General features: G+C 65.3%; 16 protein-coding genes. 10 read left to right on the top strand and 6 right to left on the bottom strand.

Annotated features, from left to right (window positions below):
• The first annotated feature begins 138 nt into the window (after positions 1–138).
• Complete coding sequence (locus tag RAD10_RS30010; RefSeq protein ID WP_461620325.1) at positions 139–1,554, top strand: amidase; 1,416 nt, start codon at positions 139–141, stop codon at positions 1,552–1,554.
• Positions 1,551–2,807 carry an MFS transporter gene (locus tag RAD10_RS30005; protein WP_461620324.1) on the top strand — a complete coding sequence of 419 codons (1,257 nt, stop codon included), beginning with the start codon at positions 1,551–1,553 and terminating at the stop codon, positions 2,805–2,807. The genes RAD10_RS30010 and RAD10_RS30005 overlap by 4 nt, the downstream gene beginning before the upstream one ends.
• On the opposite strand, the gene RAD10_RS30000 is transcribed toward RAD10_RS30005, so the two are convergent.
• Complete coding sequence (locus RAD10_RS30000) at positions 2,788–2,952, bottom strand: Flp family type IVb pilin (protein WP_018320265.1); 165 nt, start codon at positions 2,950–2,952, stop codon at positions 2,788–2,790. The genes RAD10_RS30005 and RAD10_RS30000 overlap by 20 nt on opposite strands.
• A 311-nt stretch (positions 2,953–3,263) precedes the next feature.
• Here RAD10_RS30000 and RAD10_RS29995 point away from each other — a divergent pair, with 311 nt between their 5' ends.
• Positions 3,264–5,996 carry a bifunctional diguanylate cyclase/phosphodiesterase gene (locus RAD10_RS29995; RefSeq protein WP_461620323.1) on the top strand — a complete coding sequence of 911 codons (2,733 nt, stop codon included), beginning with the start codon at positions 3,264–3,266 and terminating at the stop codon, positions 5,994–5,996.
• A gap of 100 nt (positions 5,997–6,096) precedes the next feature.
• Here RAD10_RS29995 and RAD10_RS29990 read toward each other — a convergent pair whose 3' ends face one another.
• Positions 6,097–7,434: a S41 family peptidase gene (locus RAD10_RS29990; protein WP_461620322.1), complete on the bottom strand. Its 1,338-nt coding sequence runs from the start codon at positions 7,432–7,434 to the stop codon at positions 6,097–6,099.
• A 342-nt stretch (positions 7,435–7,776) separates the two neighbouring features.
• Between RAD10_RS29990 and RAD10_RS29985 the strand changes: the two genes are divergently transcribed.
• From RAD10_RS29985 to RAD10_RS29955, 7 genes are all read left to right on the top strand, one after another.
• Positions 7,777–8,910: an alpha-hydroxy acid oxidase gene (locus RAD10_RS29985; protein ID WP_461620321.1), complete on the top strand. Its 1,134-nt coding sequence runs from the start codon at positions 7,777–7,779 to the stop codon at positions 8,908–8,910.
• A gap of 13 nt (positions 8,911–8,923) precedes the next feature.
• Positions 8,924–9,547: an HAD-IA family hydrolase gene (locus RAD10_RS29980; protein WP_461620320.1), complete on the top strand. Its 624-nt coding sequence runs from the start codon at positions 8,924–8,926 to the stop codon at positions 9,545–9,547.
• Between the two features lie 168 nt (positions 9,548–9,715).
• The gene (locus RAD10_RS29975) at positions 9,716–9,922 is read left to right on the top strand and encodes a hypothetical protein (protein WP_091965798.1); all 207 of its coding nucleotides are present in this window, start codon (positions 9,716–9,718) and stop codon (positions 9,920–9,922) included.
• A gap of 227 nt (positions 9,923–10,149) precedes the next feature.
• Positions 10,150–11,361 carry a molybdopterin molybdotransferase MoeA gene (locus tag RAD10_RS29970; protein WP_461620319.1) on the top strand — a complete coding sequence of 404 codons (1,212 nt, stop codon included), beginning with the start codon at positions 10,150–10,152 and terminating at the stop codon, positions 11,359–11,361.
• 176 nt (positions 11,362–11,537) lie between these two features.
• Positions 11,538–12,239: a transcriptional repressor LexA gene (gene lexA / locus RAD10_RS29965; RefSeq protein WP_091965799.1), complete on the top strand. Its 702-nt coding sequence runs from the start codon at positions 11,538–11,540 to the stop codon at positions 12,237–12,239.
• Between the two features lie 589 nt (positions 12,240–12,828).
• Complete coding sequence (locus RAD10_RS29960; RefSeq protein WP_461620318.1) at positions 12,829–13,263, top strand: hypothetical protein; 435 nt, start codon at positions 12,829–12,831, stop codon at positions 13,261–13,263.
• Positions 13,264–13,468: 205 nt separating this feature from the next.
• A complete protein-coding gene (locus tag RAD10_RS29955; RefSeq protein WP_461620317.1) occupies positions 13,469–14,410 on the top strand; it encodes a GAF domain-containing protein in 942 nt (313 codons plus the stop codon).
• Positions 14,411–14,419: 9 nt separating this feature from the next.
• Here RAD10_RS29955 and RAD10_RS29950 read toward each other — a convergent pair whose 3' ends face one another.
• From RAD10_RS29950 to RAD10_RS29935, 4 genes are all read right to left on the bottom strand, one after another.
• Positions 14,420–16,696 (bottom strand): ComEC/Rec2 family competence protein, encoded by a 2,277-nt coding sequence (locus RAD10_RS29950; protein WP_461620316.1) that lies wholly within the window; start codon positions 16,694–16,696, stop codon positions 14,420–14,422.
• Positions 16,697–16,792: 96 nt separating this feature from the next.
• On the bottom strand, positions 16,793–17,026 hold the full coding sequence (locus RAD10_RS29945) for a DUF2171 domain-containing protein (RefSeq protein WP_254119959.1): 234 nt from the start codon (positions 17,024–17,026) through the stop codon (positions 16,793–16,795).
• 86 nt (positions 17,027–17,112) lie between these two features.
• Positions 17,113–17,499, bottom strand: a complete 387-nt coding sequence (locus RAD10_RS29940; RefSeq protein ID WP_461620315.1) for an SgcJ/EcaC family oxidoreductase — start codon at positions 17,497–17,499, stop codon at positions 17,113–17,115.
• A gap of 7 nt (positions 17,500–17,506) precedes the next feature.
• Positions 17,507–19,183 carry a glutamine--tRNA ligase/YqeY domain fusion protein gene (locus RAD10_RS29935; RefSeq protein ID WP_461620314.1) on the bottom strand — a complete coding sequence of 559 codons (1,677 nt, stop codon included), beginning with the start codon at positions 19,181–19,183 and terminating at the stop codon, positions 17,507–17,509.
• Positions 19,184–19,242 lie beyond the last annotated feature (59 nt).

The following is a 19,242-nucleotide window of genomic DNA, read 5'->3' as shown; positions in this document are numbered from 1 at the left end:
GGAACACCAAAGATTTGAACACCAGTAAAACAGATTTACTGGTTGACAGCAATCGACACCTGTATTCCAGTTATACCTGTGTCGAACGATCCCTCGGGGTCGAGCGCCTCTGCGATCACCGGAATGGAGAACCGAGCCGTGGCCGACGCCCTGCACTATCTCGAACTCACTGCGCTCGCGGCACGCCTCAAGTCGCGCGAAATCTCGGCGCTGGATGTGACGCGCGCGCAACTCGACCGGATCGACTCCATCGACCGCGATCTCGGCAGCTACGTTCACGTGATGGCGGAAACGGCCATGGCCGAGGCGGAAGCCGCGGACGCCGACATCGCGCAGGGCCGGTATCGGGGCCCCCTGCATGGCGTGCCGATTGCGCTCAAGGACCTGTTCTGGACCGAGGGCGTTCCGACGGCGGCAGGCACCACGCTTCATCGCGACTTTCGTCCCAGTGAAGACGCAACCGTCGTGCGCCGGCTCAAGAACGCGGGCGCCGTGATCCTCGGCAAGGTGCAACTCACCGAGGGTGCCTATGCCGATCACCATCCGCTGGTGAAGCCGCCGAAGAATCCGTGGAATGCGAGCTACTGGCCGGGTATTTCGTCCAGCGGCTCGGCGGTCGCGACGGCTGCCGGACTTTGCTTCGGCTCGCTCGGCTCCGACACCGGCGGTTCGATCCGCTGGCCCTGCGCCGCCAACGGCTTGACCGGATTGAAGCCGAGCTGGGGCCGCGTCAGCCGCCACGGCACCTTCGAGCTTGCCGCGACGCTCGACCATGTCGGACCGATCGGCCGCAGCGCGGCCGACGCCGGTGCGCTGCTCGGCGTCATCGCCGGACACGATCCGAGCGACCCGACGTCGCTGGCCGATCCGGTGCCCGACTATCTGGCCGCCGCCGCACAGGACGTGCGGGGCTTGCGGATCGGCGTCGATCCCGCCTGGAACAGCGACGACGTGGACGTTGCGACCCAGCGCGTGCTGGCGGACGCCATCGATGTTTTCCGCGCGCTTGGCGCCGACACCGTCAATGTCCGATTTCCCGACGTCACGCAGGCGATCGCCGACTGGACGCCGAACTGTGCGGTGGAAGCTGCGGTCGCTCATGAGGCGACCTATCCCGCCCGCAAGGATGAGTATGGTCCGATCCTCGCCTCCGTGATCGAGACCGGCCGCGCTCTCTCTGCTCTCGATTATCAAAAGATCCTGCTGCGGCGGCTGGCGCTACGCCGCCGGGTGACCGCGCTGTTCGAGACCATCGACATGCTGCTGATCCCGGTGCATCCGTTCCCGCCAGTGACGCTTGCCATGATCCAGACGCTCGGCGAACAACCGGATCTGATCGCGAAGCTGCAGCGCTACACCTGCCCGTTCGACATGACCGGTCATCCCACCATCACGCTGCCAGGTGGTGCGTCCGCAGACGGGCTGCCGATCGCGTTCCAACTTATCGCCGCCCATCTCGGCGAGGCCACGCTGGTGCGCGCCGGCGCGGCCTTCCAGCGGGCCACGTCCTGGCATCGTCGCCATCCTTCCCTCACCTCGCGGAGGCAGCATTGACCATTCAATCCACGCTCGCTCAGCGAAGCATTTTCCATGGCTGGTTCGTCGTCGCGGCGGCGTTTGCCGTCATGTTCGTCGGCTTCGGCTCCGCCTACACGTTCAGCGCATTCCTCGAGCCGCTCCAGCGGGATTTCGGCGCCTCGCGCGGGTCGATCTCGCTGGTGTTCTCGATCGCGGGCTTTCTGTACTTCGCGCTCGGCCTCGTCAGCGGTCCCCTCGCCGACCGGTTCGGCTCGCGTCCCCTGGCCGTCGTCGGCATGATCCTGGTCGCGTTCGGACTTGCGGCCGCGAGCGCTGCCCGGTCCGTCGTCGAGGTCTATCTCGCCTACGGGCTCGGCGTCGGGCTCGGCGTCGGCTGCGCCTATGTTCCGGCCATCGGCGCGGTGCAACGCTGGTTCGTCAGGCGCCGCGGCTTTGCCTCCGGGCTCGCGGTGAGTGGCATCGGGCTCGGTACGCTGGCGATGCCGCCGCTCGCCTCATTGCTGATCGCCTCGGTGGGCTGGCGCGGAGCCTATCTGGTGCTGGGCGCGATTGCGCTGGTGCTGGGCGGCGGGATGTCGCTGCTCATCGAGAACGATCCGAAGCACCGCGGCCTCGGACCCGATGGCGATCCGCCTCGCGATGCCGCGGGCGCCAACAACGCCGGCGGCGCATCCGTGCGCGAGGCCATCCGGTCGACGCGGTTTGTCGCTCTCTACCTGTCGTGTCTGGTCTGCTCGTTCGGAGCCTTCGTCCCGTTCGTCCATCTCGTGCCCTACGCGCGCGACCACGGGGTCGCGGCGTCCTCTGCCGTGCTGCTGCTCGGCGTGATCGGGGCCGGCAGCACCGCAGGCCGCTTCTTTCTCGGCGCACTCGCCGACCGGATGGGCCGCGACCGCTCGCTGATCATGGTCCTGACCGGAATGGCGCTCGCGATGGCGATCTGGGCGATTGCCGCTGATGTCTGGACCCTCGCCGCTTTTGCCTTCGTCTACGGCGTGTTCTACGGCGGCTGGGTCGCGGTGCTGCCCTCTGTGGTCATGGACTATTTCGGCGGACGCAATGTCAGCGGAATCATCGGCATTCTCTACACCAGCGTGGCGTTCGGCACGCTGATTGGCCCGAGTGCGGCCGGCTTCGCCTACGACGTCAACCACAGCTATACGATGCCGATCCTGATCGGAGCCGCCGCGAACATCGTCGCGGCGCTGATCGTGGTGATGATACTGGCGCGCAGCGGAACCCGCGCGATCAGCGCAGCGACGCGCTGATCGCGGTGAATTTGCTGTTGAGCTTGGCGCCCATGCCGTTCACGACGGTGATGATGGCCAGCGCGATGCCGGCCGCGATCAGGCCGTACTCGATCGCCGTTGCCCCACGCTCGTCGGCAAGGAAGTTCTTCAGGGTGTTTTTCATCGTTGCGTCCTCTCTGTGTCGTCAGCAGGCATCTCGCAAATCACGTGCCAATCCCGACGTGAGGATCCCCAACATGTTAGATGGTTAGGCCTTGGTTGATTGTGGCGTCGCCGGCAGGAATTGACCGGCACCCTGGAATGCTTTCGGCAATTCCTGCCCCCGATATCGCCGGACCTCGATTGCATTTGCGCGCGACCGTTCACACAGCGTTAACCGCGCTTCCTAACTTCGCCTCCACACCGTTCCCGTAAACCAACGGGTGTCTTCGGGGCCAAGAATTGATCCTGACGTGTGCACGGCAATGATCCAGCATGATGACGAGATTCGGCAGTCGCCTCTTTGACCACGCCTTCGTGCGCAGCGGACCGATCCGCTGGCTGGTGGTGGGCGGCGCCCTGCTGATCGCGGCCATCGCCATAGGCTCGGTCCTGATGGCACAGAACTTCCGCGAGCGGGCGCTGCGCAACTCCAGCCGCGAGCTGGAAAACACGGCGCTGCTGCTCGCCCATCATTTCGATCAGCAATTGCAGGATTTCGCGGTCATCCAGAAGGACTTCGTCGATCACGTCCGCACGACCGGAATCAGGACCGTGGAGGACTATCGCAAGCGCCTCGCCGGCGAGGACGTCCACCGGATGTTGCGCTCGAAGATCGAGGCGCTGCCCTACATCGGCGGCGTCAACATCATCGATGCCGAAGGCAATCTGATCAATTCGTCGACGGCGTGGCCCGCTCCGAAAGTGAACGTTGCCGACCGCGCCTATTTTCGCACCTTCAAATACGATCCCTATTCGCCTGATATCCTGATCGAGCCGTTGCACAGTCGCGTCTCCGGCGCCTGGACCGTCCTGATCGTGCGCAGGATCGTCGGGCCGAACGGCGAGTTTCTGGGTGTCGTCGGGCGCGGCATCGAACCCGCCAATTTCGAGAAGTTCTTCGCCTCCGTCGTGCTCGGTGAGGGCGCGACGATCTCGATGCTGCATCGGGACGGCACGCTGCTCGCCCGCTATCCCCATTCCAGCGAATTGATGGGGCGGAATTTCAAGTCCGGCACGACTGCGCAGCAGAGAGTCTTCGACCTCGATCACTTCGCCGGACGATTCATGAGCCCCGTCGACGGCGAAGACAGGCTGATCTCCTCGCGCGCCCTGCCCCACTTCCCGATCCTGATGATGGCCACCACGACGCGCGCCTCCGCCTTGACGGACTGGCGCGAGCAGATCGGCATCCTGATCTCGGTGGCCGCCTCTTCCGCACTCGCCATCGCAGGCGTGCTGATCGCGGTCGTGCGCAAGCTTCTGGAGCAGCACCGCCTCTCGCGGGAACGGCTGACGCTGGAAAAGCAGCGGCTCGATCGTGCCGTCAACAACATGACGCAGGGCCTCTTGCTGTTCGACGCCGAGCAGCGGCTGGTGGTCTGCAATCAGCGCTATCTCGAAATGTACGGATTGTCGGCCGAGATCGTGAAGCCCGGCTCGAGCTTCCACGACATCATCGCCCATCGCAAGGCGACCGGCTCGTTCACGGGCGACGTCGACGACTATGTCGTGCGCGTGCTGAAGGGCGTCCATACGCGCAATTCCATGGTGGTCGACACCTCCGACGGCCGCTCGATCCACATCCTCAACGAGCCGCTCACGGACGGTGGCTGGGTGGCGACCCATGAGGACATCACCGAGCGCCGCCGGATCGAGGAGCGCATCACCCACCTCGCCCATTACGACGCGCTGACCGACCTGCCCAACCGCACCATGTTCCACGAGCATCTGCGCGAAGAGCTGGCCGCCGTCGGCAACGACGAACAGATCGCGGTGCATTACATCGACATCGACGAGTTCAAGGGCGTCAACGACGCGCTCGGCCATCTCGTCGGCGACGAGCTGTTGAAATCGATTGCCGGAAGCCTGCGCCGCTGTGCCGGCCCGGCGGATTTTGTGGCGCGGCTCGGCGGCGACGAATTCGCGATCGTCCAGAGCGCGGTGGCGTCGCTCGACCAGGTCAACGAGCTCGTCGCGCGGGTCTTCGCCGCCATCCGCGCGCCGTTCGACTGCATGGGCCATCATCTCACCACCGACGCCAGCATCGGCATTGCGCTCGCGCCGGAACACGGCACGGCGCTCGACCAGGTCCTCAAGAACGCGGACATGGCGATGTACGCCGCCAAGTCCGCCGGACGCCGCACCTATCGCTTCTTCGAGCCGGAGATGGATGCCAAGGTCCGCGAGCGCCGGCAACTCGAGAGCGACCTGCGCCACGCCATCGCCCAAGGCGGGCGCGATGGCGGCCTCGAGGTCTATTACCAGCCCTGCCTCAGCCTGAAGGATGATCGCATCACCGGCTGCGAGGCATTGGTGCGCTGGCGTCATCCCGCGCGCGGCATGGTCTCGCCGGCGGAGTTCATCCCCATCGCCGAAGATACCGGCCTGATCAACGAGATCGGCGAATGGGTGCTGGCGACAGCCTGCCGGGACGCTGCGAACTGGCCCGACGACATCCGCCTCGCCGTCAACGTCTCGCCGGTGCAGTTCAAGAGCGGCACGCTGGCGCTGAAGATCATGGCGGCGCTCGCTGCTTCCAACCTGCCGGCGAGCCGGCTCGAGCTCGAGATCACCGAGGCGGTGCTGATCCGCGACGACGACACGGCGCTGGCGATCCTGCACCAGCTCCGCGCCATCGGCGTGCGCATCGCGCTCGACGATTTCGGCACCGGCTACTCGTCGCTGAGCTATTTGCACCGCTTCCCGTTCGACAAGATCAAGATCGACCGCTGCTTCGTCGACGACATCGCCGGTCCCGACGGCTCGGCCAGCATCGTCCAGGCCGTCGTCAATCTGGCGGCTGCGCGCCGCATGACCACCACGGCCGAGGGCGTCGAGACCGAAGAGCAACAGCGTCTGCTCCGCGCGCTCGGCTGTTCCGAGATGCAGGGCTATCTGTTCAGCGCCGCGAAGCCCGCCGACAAGGTGCTGGAGCTGTTCGCGCTGCATCGCAGCCGCCTCGCCCAGCGCGGCGGCGCGAAAGCCCGCCGCCGCGAGGCGAGTTAGGCCACGAGCGCAGCCCGGATCATTGAGACGGCGTCCTAAACAAATTCGCCCGGGAGTGGACATCCACTCCCGGGCGATCGATGTCTGGAGGTCGTCAGACCTAGTTCGGCACTGCGGCCTTCGACGCGGGCTTTGCGGCCACCGCATTGGCGGTGACGCCGTGCAGGAAGTCGTACGCGGCATGCAGGGCCTTGTCGTCCTCCTCCTTCGGCGGAACGTAGGACTGCGATCCGGTCTGCTCGCCGCCCTCGCCGGCTGAGAGATGCCCGCGCATCTGGGACTCCGCCATGGTATCCATGCGGCCCTTCAGCTCCGGCGGCACGTCCTGCAGGATCTCGATGTCGGGGGCGATGCCCTGGGCCTGGATCGAGCGGCCGGACGGCGTGTAGTAGCGCGCGGTGGTCAGCGCCAGCGCGCCATTGCCGGCACCGAGCGGAATGACCGTCTGCACCGAACCCTTGCCGAACGAGCGCGTGCCGATGATGGTCGCACGCTTGTGATCGTGCAGCGCGCCGGCCACGATCTCGGAAGCCGAGGCCGAGCCGCCATTGACCAGGACCACCAGCGGCTTGCCCCTGGTGAGGTCGCCGCCATGCGCGGTGAAGCGCTGGGTCTCTTCCGGGCTGCGGCCGCGGGTCGAGACGACCTCGCCGCGCTGGAGGAAGGCGCTCGACACCGAGACGGCCTGGTCGAGCAGGCCGCCCGGATTGTTGCGCAGGTCCATCACGTAGCCGGTGAGCTTCTCCTGCGGCACTTGCTTGGAGATCGCGGCGATCGCCTTCTTCAGGCCGTCGGTGGTCTGCTCGTTGAACGAGGTGACGCGGATATAACCGATGTCGCCGTTCTCGACGTGGAAGCGCACCGGGCGCACATGGATGATCTCGCGCGTGATCGCGACGTCGAGCGGCGCTTCCGCGCCCTTGCGCACGATGGTGAGCTTGGTCTTGGTATCGACCGGGCCCTTCATCTTGTTGACGGCCTGCTCGAGCGTCATGCCCTGCACGGCCTCGCCGTCGATCTTGCTGATGAGGTCGCCGGACATCAGGCCGGCCTTCGAGGCGGGCGTATCGTCGATCGGGGAAACGACCTTCACGAGACCGTCTTCCATCGTGACCTCGATGCCGAGGCCGCCGAACTCGCCCGAGGTGGTCTCCTGCATCTCGGTCCAGGCCTTCGCGTTCATGTAGCGCGAATGCGGATCGAGCGAGGTCACCATGCCCGTGATCGCGCCTTCGATCATCTTGGCGTTGTCGGGCTTCTCGACATAGCTTGCCTTGACGCGCTCGAACACCGTGCCGAACAGGTTGAGCTGGGAATAGGCATCGTCCGCGCTCGCTGCCGCCCGTGCCGCCCATACACCACCGTGCGGGCTGGCGACCAGAAGGGTGAGACACGCTCCGGTGAGCGCGCCCAGAGGGAACAGCAGGGTTTTCCGCATGGATGGGCTTGCCTTTTTGCTTGGCGGTTCGCTTGAGCTTGCTTGGGCTCGTCTCTCGAGACTTGGGAAGCAGACTTGGGAGGCGCCATGCAATTGGCGATCCAATCCACTTCTCACAATACCATTCTGGTTTCTTCAAGGCCGGGATGCACCGCCGACCGGTACACCGCAAAAAACGCTTCGTTCGGGCCTAAACTTTTGGCAACGTTGCCGGACTGGCCCGCCCCAAGGGGGAATCGGTGCGCCCGTCCACGCCGCGCAGCCATGCCATTTTAGGATGGTTTTGGAGCGCTGGACGGGTTAGGCGATGACACAAGGCTTCAAATTCTCGGGAGGATAACAATGAACGAAGCACCCCGGATCCGGCCGGAACGGAACGTCGAACTCGGTGCCAGCAACGAGCCGTTCCAGAACCTGCACGAATTCATTCGGAAAGCGCGGGCCAACCTCAACCAGAACGCCTGGGACTACATCGTGGGCGCCGCCGAGACCGAAACCACGATGCGCCGCAACCGCATGGCGCTGGACGAAATCGCCTTCCGCCCGCGGGTGCTGCGCGACGTCCGAAAGGTTGACGGCTCGGTTCAGCAGTTCGGCCGCAAGATGCGCCTGCCGGTGGTGCTCGCCCCCGTCGGTGCGCTCGAGATCTTCGACCCGGATGGCGCGGCGAGCGTCGCGCGTGCTGCCGGCACCTTCGGTGCGGCGCACATGCTGAGCTCGGTGTCCGAGCCCGGCCTGGAGCAGACCGCCGAAGCCGCGCCGGATGCGCTGCGGCTCTATCAGCTCTATGTCCGCGGCGATGACGCCTTTGTCGCCGATGTCGTCAGCCGGGCCGAGAAGAGCGCCTATGCCGCCTTCTGCCTGACCGTCGACACCGCCCATTACAGCCGTCGTGAACGCGACATCGCCAAGCGCTACGTTCGCGAGAGCCGCCTGCGTGCCACCGGCGGCGATTTCCAGAAGGGCCTTGAGTGGCGGACCGTGAAGATGATCAAGGACAAGTTCAGGATTCCGCTGATCCTCAAGGGCATCGCCACCGCCGAGGACGCCCTGATCGCGGTCGATCACGGTGTCGAATGGATCTACGTCTCCAACCATGGCGGCCGCCAGCTCGACCACGGCCGCGGCGCCATGCATGTGCTGCCCGAGATCGTCGAGGCCGTGAAGGGCCGCGCCAAGATCATGGTCGACGGCGGCATCTGTCGCGGCACCGACATCGTCAAGGCGATCGCGGCGGGCGCGGACATGGTCGGGATCGGCCGGCTGCAATGCTGGGCGCTGGCGGCGGCTGGCGAGGCCGGTGTCGCGCGAATGCTGGAGCTGCTGGAGGACGAGGTGCTGCGCTGCCTCGGCCTTTTGGGCGCCACGTCATTTGCCGAGGTGGACAAATCCTGCCTGCATCCGGCGACCGCCACCAACGCGCCGAGCGTGTTCAGCGCATTCCCGCTGTTCGACCACGATCCGTATCGATACTGAGTGAAAGGACGCAATGACTTCGCTCTCTCCCGGCAGCGCGGATGCGCTGCTGTTCGATCTCGGGCGCGTGGTGCTCGACATCGACTTCTCCAAGGCGATCGCCTGCTGGGCGGGACATGCCGGCTGCCAGCCCGAATCCATCGTCGCGCGCTATGTGCGCGACGAGGCCTACCGGCTGCATGAGGTCGGCAAGATCAGCGACGAGGACTATTTCGCTTCGCTGCGTGCTTCGCTCGGCATCGGCATTTCGGACGCGCAGTTCCTGGAAGGCTGGAACGCGATCTTCGCCGGCGAGATGCCTGATATCGCCGAGTTGCTGCCGCGCGCGGCGAAACAGATTCCGCTCTACGCCTTCTCCAACACCAACCGGCCGCATGTCGACTATTTCTCGAAGGAATATGGCGAGCTGCTCGGCCATTTCCGCGCGCTGTATCTGTCGTCCAGCATCGGCCTGCGAAAACCGGACGCGGAGGCTTTCGACCATGTCGTCGCCGCGATCGGCGTGCCCGCAGGACGCATCGTGTTCTTTGACGATCTCGCCGAGAACATCGAAGGCGCGCGGTCGCGCGGGCTGACGGCGGTGCATGTGACGTCGCCGCGCGACGTCGGGAACGCCTTGAAGGCATTGGGCATCTGACGATCTCCGCTCAGCGGGCGGCGCAACGTCGGGCAGCCTTCCCGGAACCAATTTTGCCCAAAATGAGGAACCAGAGCGCTTTGTGCATTTTTGTACGGAGTTCCGGGAACGGAATGGCCCCTTCCGGACTCTTGAGTCCGTTGGGACTTCTACACCGGACTTATGGACGTGCTGGGCAAAACCTATCTCACCAAGCAAGCCTCTCTCCTGCTTGAATTCGCAAGAACCACCTCGGATTCGGACCTTTCCGCCAAGCTGATCAGCAAGGCCGCCGACCTGAAATCCCAGGCCGATCCGCTGCCCGACAAGGATCAAGGCCCGAAGGCTCCCGACGTCGCGCTGGACGACGGGCCGGACCGGCCGAGCGGGAGTTGAGCGGTGCTGGCCGTGGCGCTCGTCATTCTCGTCCTCGCCATGGCCACCCTCCTGCCGATCGGTCTCGCTCTCTGGATCATGCCACGCCAGGCCTGAGCCCGCTTTTCGTACCGGGCCGGAAGCGGCAGGATAAATCGTGCCGGCTCCGCAATTTTGCCTCTGCTCCCGCGCTCGGTTAGAAGACTGTCGGAACATTTCGTCCGAACGTGCCGAGCAGGAGTTTCGCCGTGGCCTTGATGCCGGTTTCCGACGCCCTTGCTGCGGTGCTGGCGGGTGCAGCGCCGCTGCCTGCAGAGACGGTTTCGCTCGACGAAGCCTACCATCGCGTGCTCGCCCATGACGTCGCTGCGCGGCGCACCCAACCGCCCCAGGCGATGTCGGCGATGGACGGCTATGCCGTGCGCGCGGCCGACGCGGCGACAATCGATTCAGGGCTGACGATGATCGGTGAGGTCGCAGCGGGCCGTCCGTTCACGGGAAAGGTCGGCGCCGGCGAAGCGGTGCGGATCTTCACCGGCGGCGTCGTTCCCGACGGCGCCGACGCGGTCGTGATCCAGGAGGACACGATCGCCGAAGGCAAGCAAATAACGATCAAGGAAGCCGCGATCGTGGGTCGGCACATCCGCCCCGCCGGGGTCGATTTCCGCGAGGGCGACGTCCTCCTGCGCAAGGGAACCCGTCTGACGGAGCGCGATCTCGCCCTCGCCGCCGGAATGAATCACCCGCAACTCGCCGTCTGCCGCCGTCCGAAGGTCGCGATTCTCGCCACCGGCGATGAACTGGTGATGCCGGGCTCAACGCCCGGGCACGGCCAGATCGTCTATTCCAACGGCTATGCCCTGCACGCGCTCGCCCGCAGCGAGGGCGCCGAGACCATCGACCTCGGCGTTGCCGCCGATACGCTGGAGGCCACCACCGCCGGCATCCGCCGCGCGCGCGAAAGCGGCGCCGACATCCTGGTCACGACCGGGGGCGCATCGGTCGGCGACCACGATCTGGTCCAGCAGGCGCTCAAGGACGAAGGCATCGCGATGGCGTTCTGGAAGATCGCGATGCGGCCCGGCAAGCCGATGATGCACGGACGCTTAGGGACGATGGGCGTCATCGGCCTGCCCGGCAATCCCGTGTCGTCCTATGTCTGCGCCTTCCTGTTCATGGTGCCGCTGATTCGCGCGCTGTCGGGCCGTTCGGTGATTCATCACCATCGCGAGCGCGCCGTGCTGGGCCGCGATCTCGGCGTCAACGACCAGCGCGAGGATTATCTGCGCGCGCGCCTGGAGCTGCGCGACGACGGCACGCTCGTCGCCCTTCCCGTCAGCCATCAAGACTCCTCTCTGCTTGCGAATCTTGCTGCAGCACAGGTACTTCTCGTGCGCCCACCGTTCGCGCCGAAGGCCGAGGCCGGCAGCCCTTGCGAGGTGCTGCGGCTCCCCGTCTGACCTGCGCGGCCACACGCATTCCGCGCGCTTCGTTCTGTTCACGCAAAATTAAGCAGTTGCGGAACATGTATCGAACATATAGTGTCCGTTCATGATTTGTTTCGAGGATGTAGCGGCTTATCGCTGAATTCATCGTCTCGGAATCGAACGACATCAACCGGGGGACTTTGGTCGAGATGTTAACGCGCAAACAATACGAGCTTCTGCGGTTCATCAGCGAACGCTTGAAGGAAAGCGGCGTGCCGCCGTCCTTCGACGAGATGAAGGATGCACTCGACCTGCGCTCGAAGTCAGGCATCCACCGCCTGATCACCGCGCTCGAAGAGCGCGGCTTCATCCGCCGCCTGCCCAACCGCGCCCGGGCCATCGAAGTGATCAAGCTGCCGGAGCTCCAGGCTGCGGCCGGCAACCGACGCGGCTTCACGCCAAGCGTCATCGAGGGCAATCTCGGCAAGGTGCGTGCGAGCTCCAGCCCGTCCGCGGACGAGGGCGAGCGGCCCGTTGCGGTGCCGGTGATGGGCCGCATCGCAGCCGGCACCCCGATCGAGGCATTGCAGACCCGCAGCCACACCATCAGCGTGCCGCCCGACATGCTCGGCTCCGGCGAGCATTACGCGCTCGAAGTGCGCGGCGATTCCATGGTCGAGGCCGGCATCCTCGACGGCGACATGGCGCTGATCCAGCGCAACGAGAGCGCCGATACCGGCGACATCGTTGTGGCGCTGATCGACGACGAGGAAGCCACGCTCAAGCGCTTCCGCCGCCGCGGCGCCTCGATCGCGCTGGAGCCCGCCAATGCCGCTTATGAGGTGCGCATCCTGCCGCCGAACCGCGTGAAGATTCAGGGCAAGCTGATCGGGCTTTACCGCAAGTACTGATACCGGAAGTACTCATACCGGAAGTACTCATACCGGAAGTACTCAGTGCCGCGCGCGCCTGCGATCGGCATCGCCGATCGGAGATTGGAGCGGATGATGGTCCGCTCCGGCTGGATGGTCTTTCTGGTACTGCACAGATTATCTGGCCCCTCCTCGTCCGCGACATCCCCGGCGGGCCGCGCGAAGCAACATCGCTTCGCGGCCTTTCGAGTTCGAGGGGGACAGCCCAAATGCGCCAGATCGTTTGAGCGCAGCCGCAGCAACGCTGATCGCATCATCATGTCGGCCAGGACACCGCCGTGATCTAGAAAATCCGCAACGACCGCAATGCAGCGCGTACGCAGCCGAGCTGACGATACTAGGACTGGCTGGTTTCGCTGGTCGTTGACGCGCGCCTGCCAAATGCACGGAAGCCGACTTTGTTCCTATCGAATTCGGAAAAGATGGAAAAGATAATGTGATCGGGGCTCGCGGATCCCAGCCGCAGATTTGCCTACAACCAAGCAGACCGTCACGTGCTTCCACTCTGGTAGGGGCCTGCGCCTCCGAAAGAGGTGCGGGTCGCTATCTCTGCATTGAGGAGCACCCGATGTGTGACTACAGCCTGCATGCCGTCGCGACGCGCCCCGCAGAAGTCGGCGAGACGATCGTCACGACAACATTCCGCGGCACCTCGACGCGCGGCTTCGCCTCCGAAGCCGATCTCTCCGTCGCGGTCTGCCTGCTGCCGGGAACGGAGCTCGCCTTCGCCGACAACGTCCGTTACGATAACCGCTGGATCTGGACGCGCACCGTCAACTCCCGCGTCGGCAAGTTCGGCAAGATCGATCCGCACATTCCCGATCGCCATCATGACGCGATCGAATTCCCGGACGGCAAATCCGTGCTGGTGACGCAGCTCGTCGAGGGCCAGCGCGCAACCGTGCTGCAACTGCCGGTGACTCAACCGATCGGCGAGCGCGAGCACAAGCCGAAGATCATCGCCGACAGTCGCCCGACGGTCACGCGACTGCCGATCGGCTGACGCCCTCCGGCCGAGAGGTCGAGGGCCAGGATTGAAATGCCGTCGCCGGCCGAGGCCGGCGAGCCCGGTGGGTTTTTGCTTCTCGAAATTCGAGCGGCGAACCTCGTCGCCGCACGAAGTTTGGGCCGTCCTGCCTGAATTTTGAACCTCCGCTCCGCAGCCAAATGACCGATGCTGTCGTGATTTGAGGCGGCGGACACGCTCGATGAAAACCTTCATTCGCGTCGTTGAACTCTGGGTGCCTGACCGGACGCGCATGCGGCTGGAATTCGGCGGCGGCCTCTACGATGAAGGGCTGTCCGCGTTCAAGGCCGTCAGCGAAGAGCTGCACTTCGGATATGACGAGGGGCTTCCAGGCAAGGCCTGGGCCTGCGGCCATCCCGTCATCCTCACGAAATTCGCCAACTCCTATTTCAAGCGGACCGATCAGGCCGTCGCGGCCGGCCTCACCTGCGGCGTGGCGGTGCCGGTGTTCGCAGGCGAATTCCTGCAAGCGGTGATGGTGCTGTTCTGCGGCGACGACGAGGCGCATGTCGGCGCGATCGAACTCTGGCACAACGATCCTGATCTCTCCTACGAGATGGGCCTCGTCGACGGCTATTACGGCGCAGCTGACATGTTCGAATTCAACTCCCGCCACACCAGATTTCCTCGCGGCTTCGGCCTGCCCGGACGCACCTGGAAGGCGGGCCTGCCGCTGATCATCAGAGACCTGCACGACGCCAAGAGCTTCCTGCGCTGGGAGGACGCAGCCAAGGTCGGGATCAATCTCGGCGTCGGCGTGCCCTACCGAACCGGCACCGACCAGACCTGGGTCCTGACATTCCTCTCCGCGCAGGCAACGCCGATTGCGCGACGCTTCGAGATCTGGGTCCCGAACGAGGCCCGTTCGGCGCTGGTCTTTCGCGCCGGCGATTGCAGCGCGCACACCGACCTTGACGCGCTCTATGCGACCAGATTCATCTCCCGAGGCGAAGGCAGCATCGGCGGCGCCTGGGCCACCGGCATGCCGGCGCTCAACGACGATCTCACCCATGACGGCTCGGTCGCCAGCTCGGACGCCTGCGCAGCGGGGTTGAGCCGGATGGTGGCCCTGCCGGTCATCGGAAACGCAAGGCTCGAAGCCGTGCTGGCCTGGTATCTGTAACCGACCGCGTCAATCGTCAGCCTGCAAGTCGGTCTCCGATGGCGTTGCGTCGCGGCTGCGGGGAGCCGCCCTCGGCACAAGGCTGCCGTCGAAATCACCTTCGCCGGCACCGGCCGGTGACCACGGGCGGTGCGTGCCCCTCGCCCTCACCGCCTGAACCGAAAAGCCGTCGCCACGCTGGGTCAATGCCAGCGCGCCCTGGCGAGCGAGCCGCTGCCGATCCACCACCATCGCCGCACAATCGGGCGGCGCGGGCCGTGACGTCACCACCAGTGCGGCCCGGCTGCAATCGTCCGCCAACGCGTCGATGCGCGAAGCCAGCGCGACCAGCCGTCCGTCCGCGAGCGGCGTCACGCAGCCGGACTCGTCGCACGATATGCCGCTCGCCAGCGCGTTACTGCCGGCATCGCGCGGATCGGCGTCGGCAGACAACCACTCCTTGAGCAGGAAATTGTCCTTGCCCGCCCTGATCAGATGCAAACGCCCGTCTCCGCCCCGCACCGCGACGCTCGCGCCATCCCCGGCAATCAGGATATCGGGCTGCCGCACCGACAGCCCCCAGCCGATGGAAACCAGCAGCACCATGGCACCGCACCAGCGCAAGGGCGTGCGCAACAGGCTCATCACGATGATCCCCAGGCTCGCTGCGATCAGCGGCGCGATGCCAAACGCCGGGATCCGGCCGACCGCGCCCGGCAATGCCGCCACCCAACGCGAGACCGCGACCATCCAGTCGATCCCGATCCCCATCAGCCACCAGAACATGCCGTCGAGCCCGAACGGCGCCGCGAGCAGGCCCAGCAGCCCCGCCGGCATCACCAGCGCCGAGACCACCGGCATCGCGCCGAGATTGGCGAGCACGCCGTAAGGCGTGACGCGGTGGAAGTGGAAGGCGGCATAGGGCGTGGTCGCAAGCCCCGCGATCAGCGAGGCCAGAAACAGCATCGCGATCTCGCGGCCACCCCACATCGCGATGCGCGCCGTCGCGGAATGATCGGGCGAGGCAAACAGGTTCGGCATGCCGATTTGGACCAGCGCGACGAGCCCCAGCGTCGCGGCGAAGGACATCTGAAAACTCGGATGCACCAGCGCCTCCGGCGCAACCGCGAGTACGATCATCGCCGCCACGGCCAGCGTTCGGAAAGTGATGGCCCGGCGATCGACCATCACCGCGATCAGCACCACCGCCGTCATGAAGAACGATCTTTGCGTTGCGACTTCTGCGCCCGAGAGCAGCAGATAGAACGCGGCCGCGACCAGCGCCGCGGCGGCCGACCATTTCTTGATGGCGAAGCCGACGGCGAGGCCCGGGATCAACGCCAGCAGCGCGCGCACCGCGAAGAACACGACGCCCGCGACGACCGCCATGTGATAGCCGGAGATCGACAACACATGGCCGAGCCCCGAGATGAACATCGCGTCGTTCACCGGCGCGGAAATCGCATCGCGCCGCCCGGTGAGCAGCGCCGTCGCGATCGCGCGGTTGTCACCCTCGAGCGTGGCGCGGATGCGGGCGTCGATCGCATCGCGCAGACCCTGCATGAAGGCGGCGTAACGCAGCCGCAGGCCGCCGGCATCGGGCGGGATTGAAGCCGTGATCGCACCCATCACGAAGCCGGAGGCGCCGATGCCCTGGAAGAACATGTCGCGCGAGAAATCGTAGCTGCCCGGGCGCACCGGCGAGAGCGGCGGCATCAGCCGCGCCTTGAGCTGCACGAAGCTGCCGACCTCGGGCGCTGTGCCCTTGCGCACCGACAGGCGGACGCGTTCCAGCTTGACCTCGCTACGCTGCGCCTCCATCGCGGTGACGCGCAGCACGAAACGATCGGTGCGCTCGCGGATGTCGCGGGCCTCGACGAAGCCAGACAGCGACACCGAATAGAGCGGCTTGGCCAGCACGGGGTGAGCGATGCGCGCCGTCTTCCAGGTTGCCACGGCAAAGCCGGAAGCGACCGCCGCGATCATGATCGCAGGCGCAAACAGCCGGCTCCGCCGCAACAGGATCGCGCCGAGTAGGAGGGCGACCGCCGTCGTGGCAACAACCCACAGCACCGGCTCATGATCGGCGGCTAAATAAAGCGCGATGCCGCTTCCGAAGGCGACCGGCACCCACGGCAGCAAGCGCCCGGGGCCGGCTTCGGCGCGGGCCCATTCACGCAGCGTCTCGATGATTGCCGGCCAGGCGCCAAAGCCCGCCGGCGCGAAGCCGCCGGCAGGCGCAGCGCGGCCGACCGGCCACGTCCCGGCAACACCCTGGGACCGTACTGGCCGGCCCGGCTCCGCCATTCCCCTGCACCTTACGCGACACGACTGGCGTGGAGGCTACCGGAACGTGCGGCTGCACGAATAGCGGTACAGATCGGGAACGGGAGAACGCGCCCCCTACTTTTCCTCTTCCATGGTCACGGCTACATCCGCCTTGGCCGACAGCCGCACCTTATTCCCCTCGACACCGGCCACGAGCCCCTTGTCGATGAAGTGATGATGGCCCTTGTGGCTGCCCTCGCCGCTGTCCTTCTTGGTCAGCTTGATGCGGTTGCCCTCGACGCGATCGACCGTGCCGATATGGACGCCGTCGGCGCCGATCACTTCCATATGCTCTGCGATGTTCTGCATAGTGGGTTCCTTGGTTCGGACCCACTCCAACGCGTTGGGCGCACGTTCGTTCTCTCGCGGGGATGACGATGCCGTGTGCGATTCGCTCAGATCAGCGGCGCCTGCGCCGAGGCGTGGTGATTGACGATCTTCCAGTCGCCGTCTTCGCGGATGATGACCCAGCTCATCTTGACGACGAGATCGGGACGTTCGCCGGCGAGATCGAACGAGATGGTCGCGGCCATATTGATCAGGTCAGGACCTGCCTGCGCTGCATTCACGTCGGAGAACACGGCACTGGGCTTGCGCCAGCGCGGCAGGCCGTTGAAATAGTCGGCAACGCCGTCCCTGCCCCGATAGAGTTTTGGGTTGGAGCCGAAGAAGAACGCGTTGTTCGCATACAGCGACGACAGCGCGGCCGCGTCGAGCGTCGCGAAGCCGGCGCACCATTTCGCGATGATGGCGGAAACGATGGCGTCGGCTTCCTTGCTCATGTGCGCATCACCCCTTCGCGACTTCCTTCGCGAACGTGTCGCGCAGGCCGATGGTGCGTGAGAACACCGGCTTGCCGGGCGTCGAGTCCTTGTCGCGCACGAAATAACCCTGGCGCTCGAACTGCATCGGCTCGGTCGAATTGCTCTGTGCGACCGATGCCTCGATCCGCGCGTCCGCGAGGATCTCCAGCGACTGCGGATTGAGATCGGCCGCGAAGTTCGAGGCGTCCGGGCTCGGATTGGCGAACAGCTGGTTGTAGATGCGGATCTCCGCGGGCACCGAATTCGCTGCCGGCAGCCAGTGCATCGTCGCCTTGACCTTGCGGCCGTCGGGCGCGTTGCCGCCCTTGGTCGCGGGATCGTAAGTGCAGCGCAGCTCCACCACCTCGCCCTTGTCGTTCTTGATCACGCCGGTGCACTTGACGAAATAGGCGTAACGCAGCCGCACCTCGTTACCCGGCGACAGGCGGAAGAACTTCTTCGGCGGGTTCTCCATGAAGTCGTCCTGCTCGATATAGAGCTCGCGGCCGAACGTAATCTTGCGCGTGCCCGCTGAGGGATCGTCCGGGTGGTTGATCGCCTCGAGCTCTTCGGTCTGCCCTTCCGGATAGTTCTCGATCACCACCTTCAGCGGCCGCAGCACGCCCATGCGCCGCTGCGACGTGCGGTTGAGCTCCTCGCGGATGCAGAACTCGAGCATGCCGACGTCAACCACGCTGTTGGCCTTCGCAACGCCGATGCGCTTGATGAATTCGCGCAAGGCGGCCGGCGGCACGCCGCGGCGGCGCATCCCCGCCATGGTCGGCATCCGCGGATCGTCCCAGCCGGCGACATGGCCGTCGCGGACGAGCTGGGTCAGCACGCGCTTGGACAGCAGCGTATAGGTGATATTGAGCCGCGCCATTTCGTACTGATGCGGCTGCGAGGGTACCGGCAGCTTCTCGATGAACCAGTCGTAGAGCGGCCGGTGGTCCTCGAACTCCAGCGTGCAGATCGAATGCGTGATGCCCTCGATCGCGTCCGACTGCCCGTGCGCATAATCGTAGCTCGGATAGATGTGCCACTTGGTGCCGGTGCGCGGATGATGCGCATGCAGGATGCGGTACAGCACGGGGTCGCGCAGATTGATGTTGCCCGCGGCCATGTCGATCTTGGCCCGCAGCACACGCGTGCCGTTCGGGAATTCACCCGCCTTCATGCGGCGGAACAGGTCCAGGTTTTCGTCCACACTGCGGTCGCGGAACGGCGAATTCTTGCCGGGCTCGGTCAGCGTGCCGCGCGCGAGGCGGATCTCTTCCTGGGTCTGGTCGTCGACATAGGCGAGCCCGTCGCGGATCAGCTGCTCCGCCCATTCGTAGAGGCGGTCGAAATAGTCCGAGGCAAAGAACAGGTTCTTGCCCCAATCGAAGCCGAGCCAGCGCACGTCGGCCTGGATGGAATCGATATATTCCTGCTCTTCCTTGACCGGATTGGTGTCGTCGAAACGCAGATGGCAGCGGCCCGGAAACTCCTGGGCGATGCCGAAATTGAGCGCGATCGACTTGGCATGGCCGATATGCAAATAGCCGTTCGGCTCCGGCGGGAACCGGGTCACGATCTCCCTGTACTTGCCCTGGTCGAGGTCGGCCTGGATGATGTCACGAATGAAATCGCGCCCAACCTCAGCTGCCACCGGTTCTGTCATTACGAAAATCCTGTCGGGAAATCAGCGGTTCTTCTGCCAAATTCGGAAGGCTGAGCCAA

This window comes from Bradyrhizobium sp. 23AC (assembly GCF_054863025.1).
This window is presented reverse-complemented; position numbering and strand designations above follow the sequence as displayed.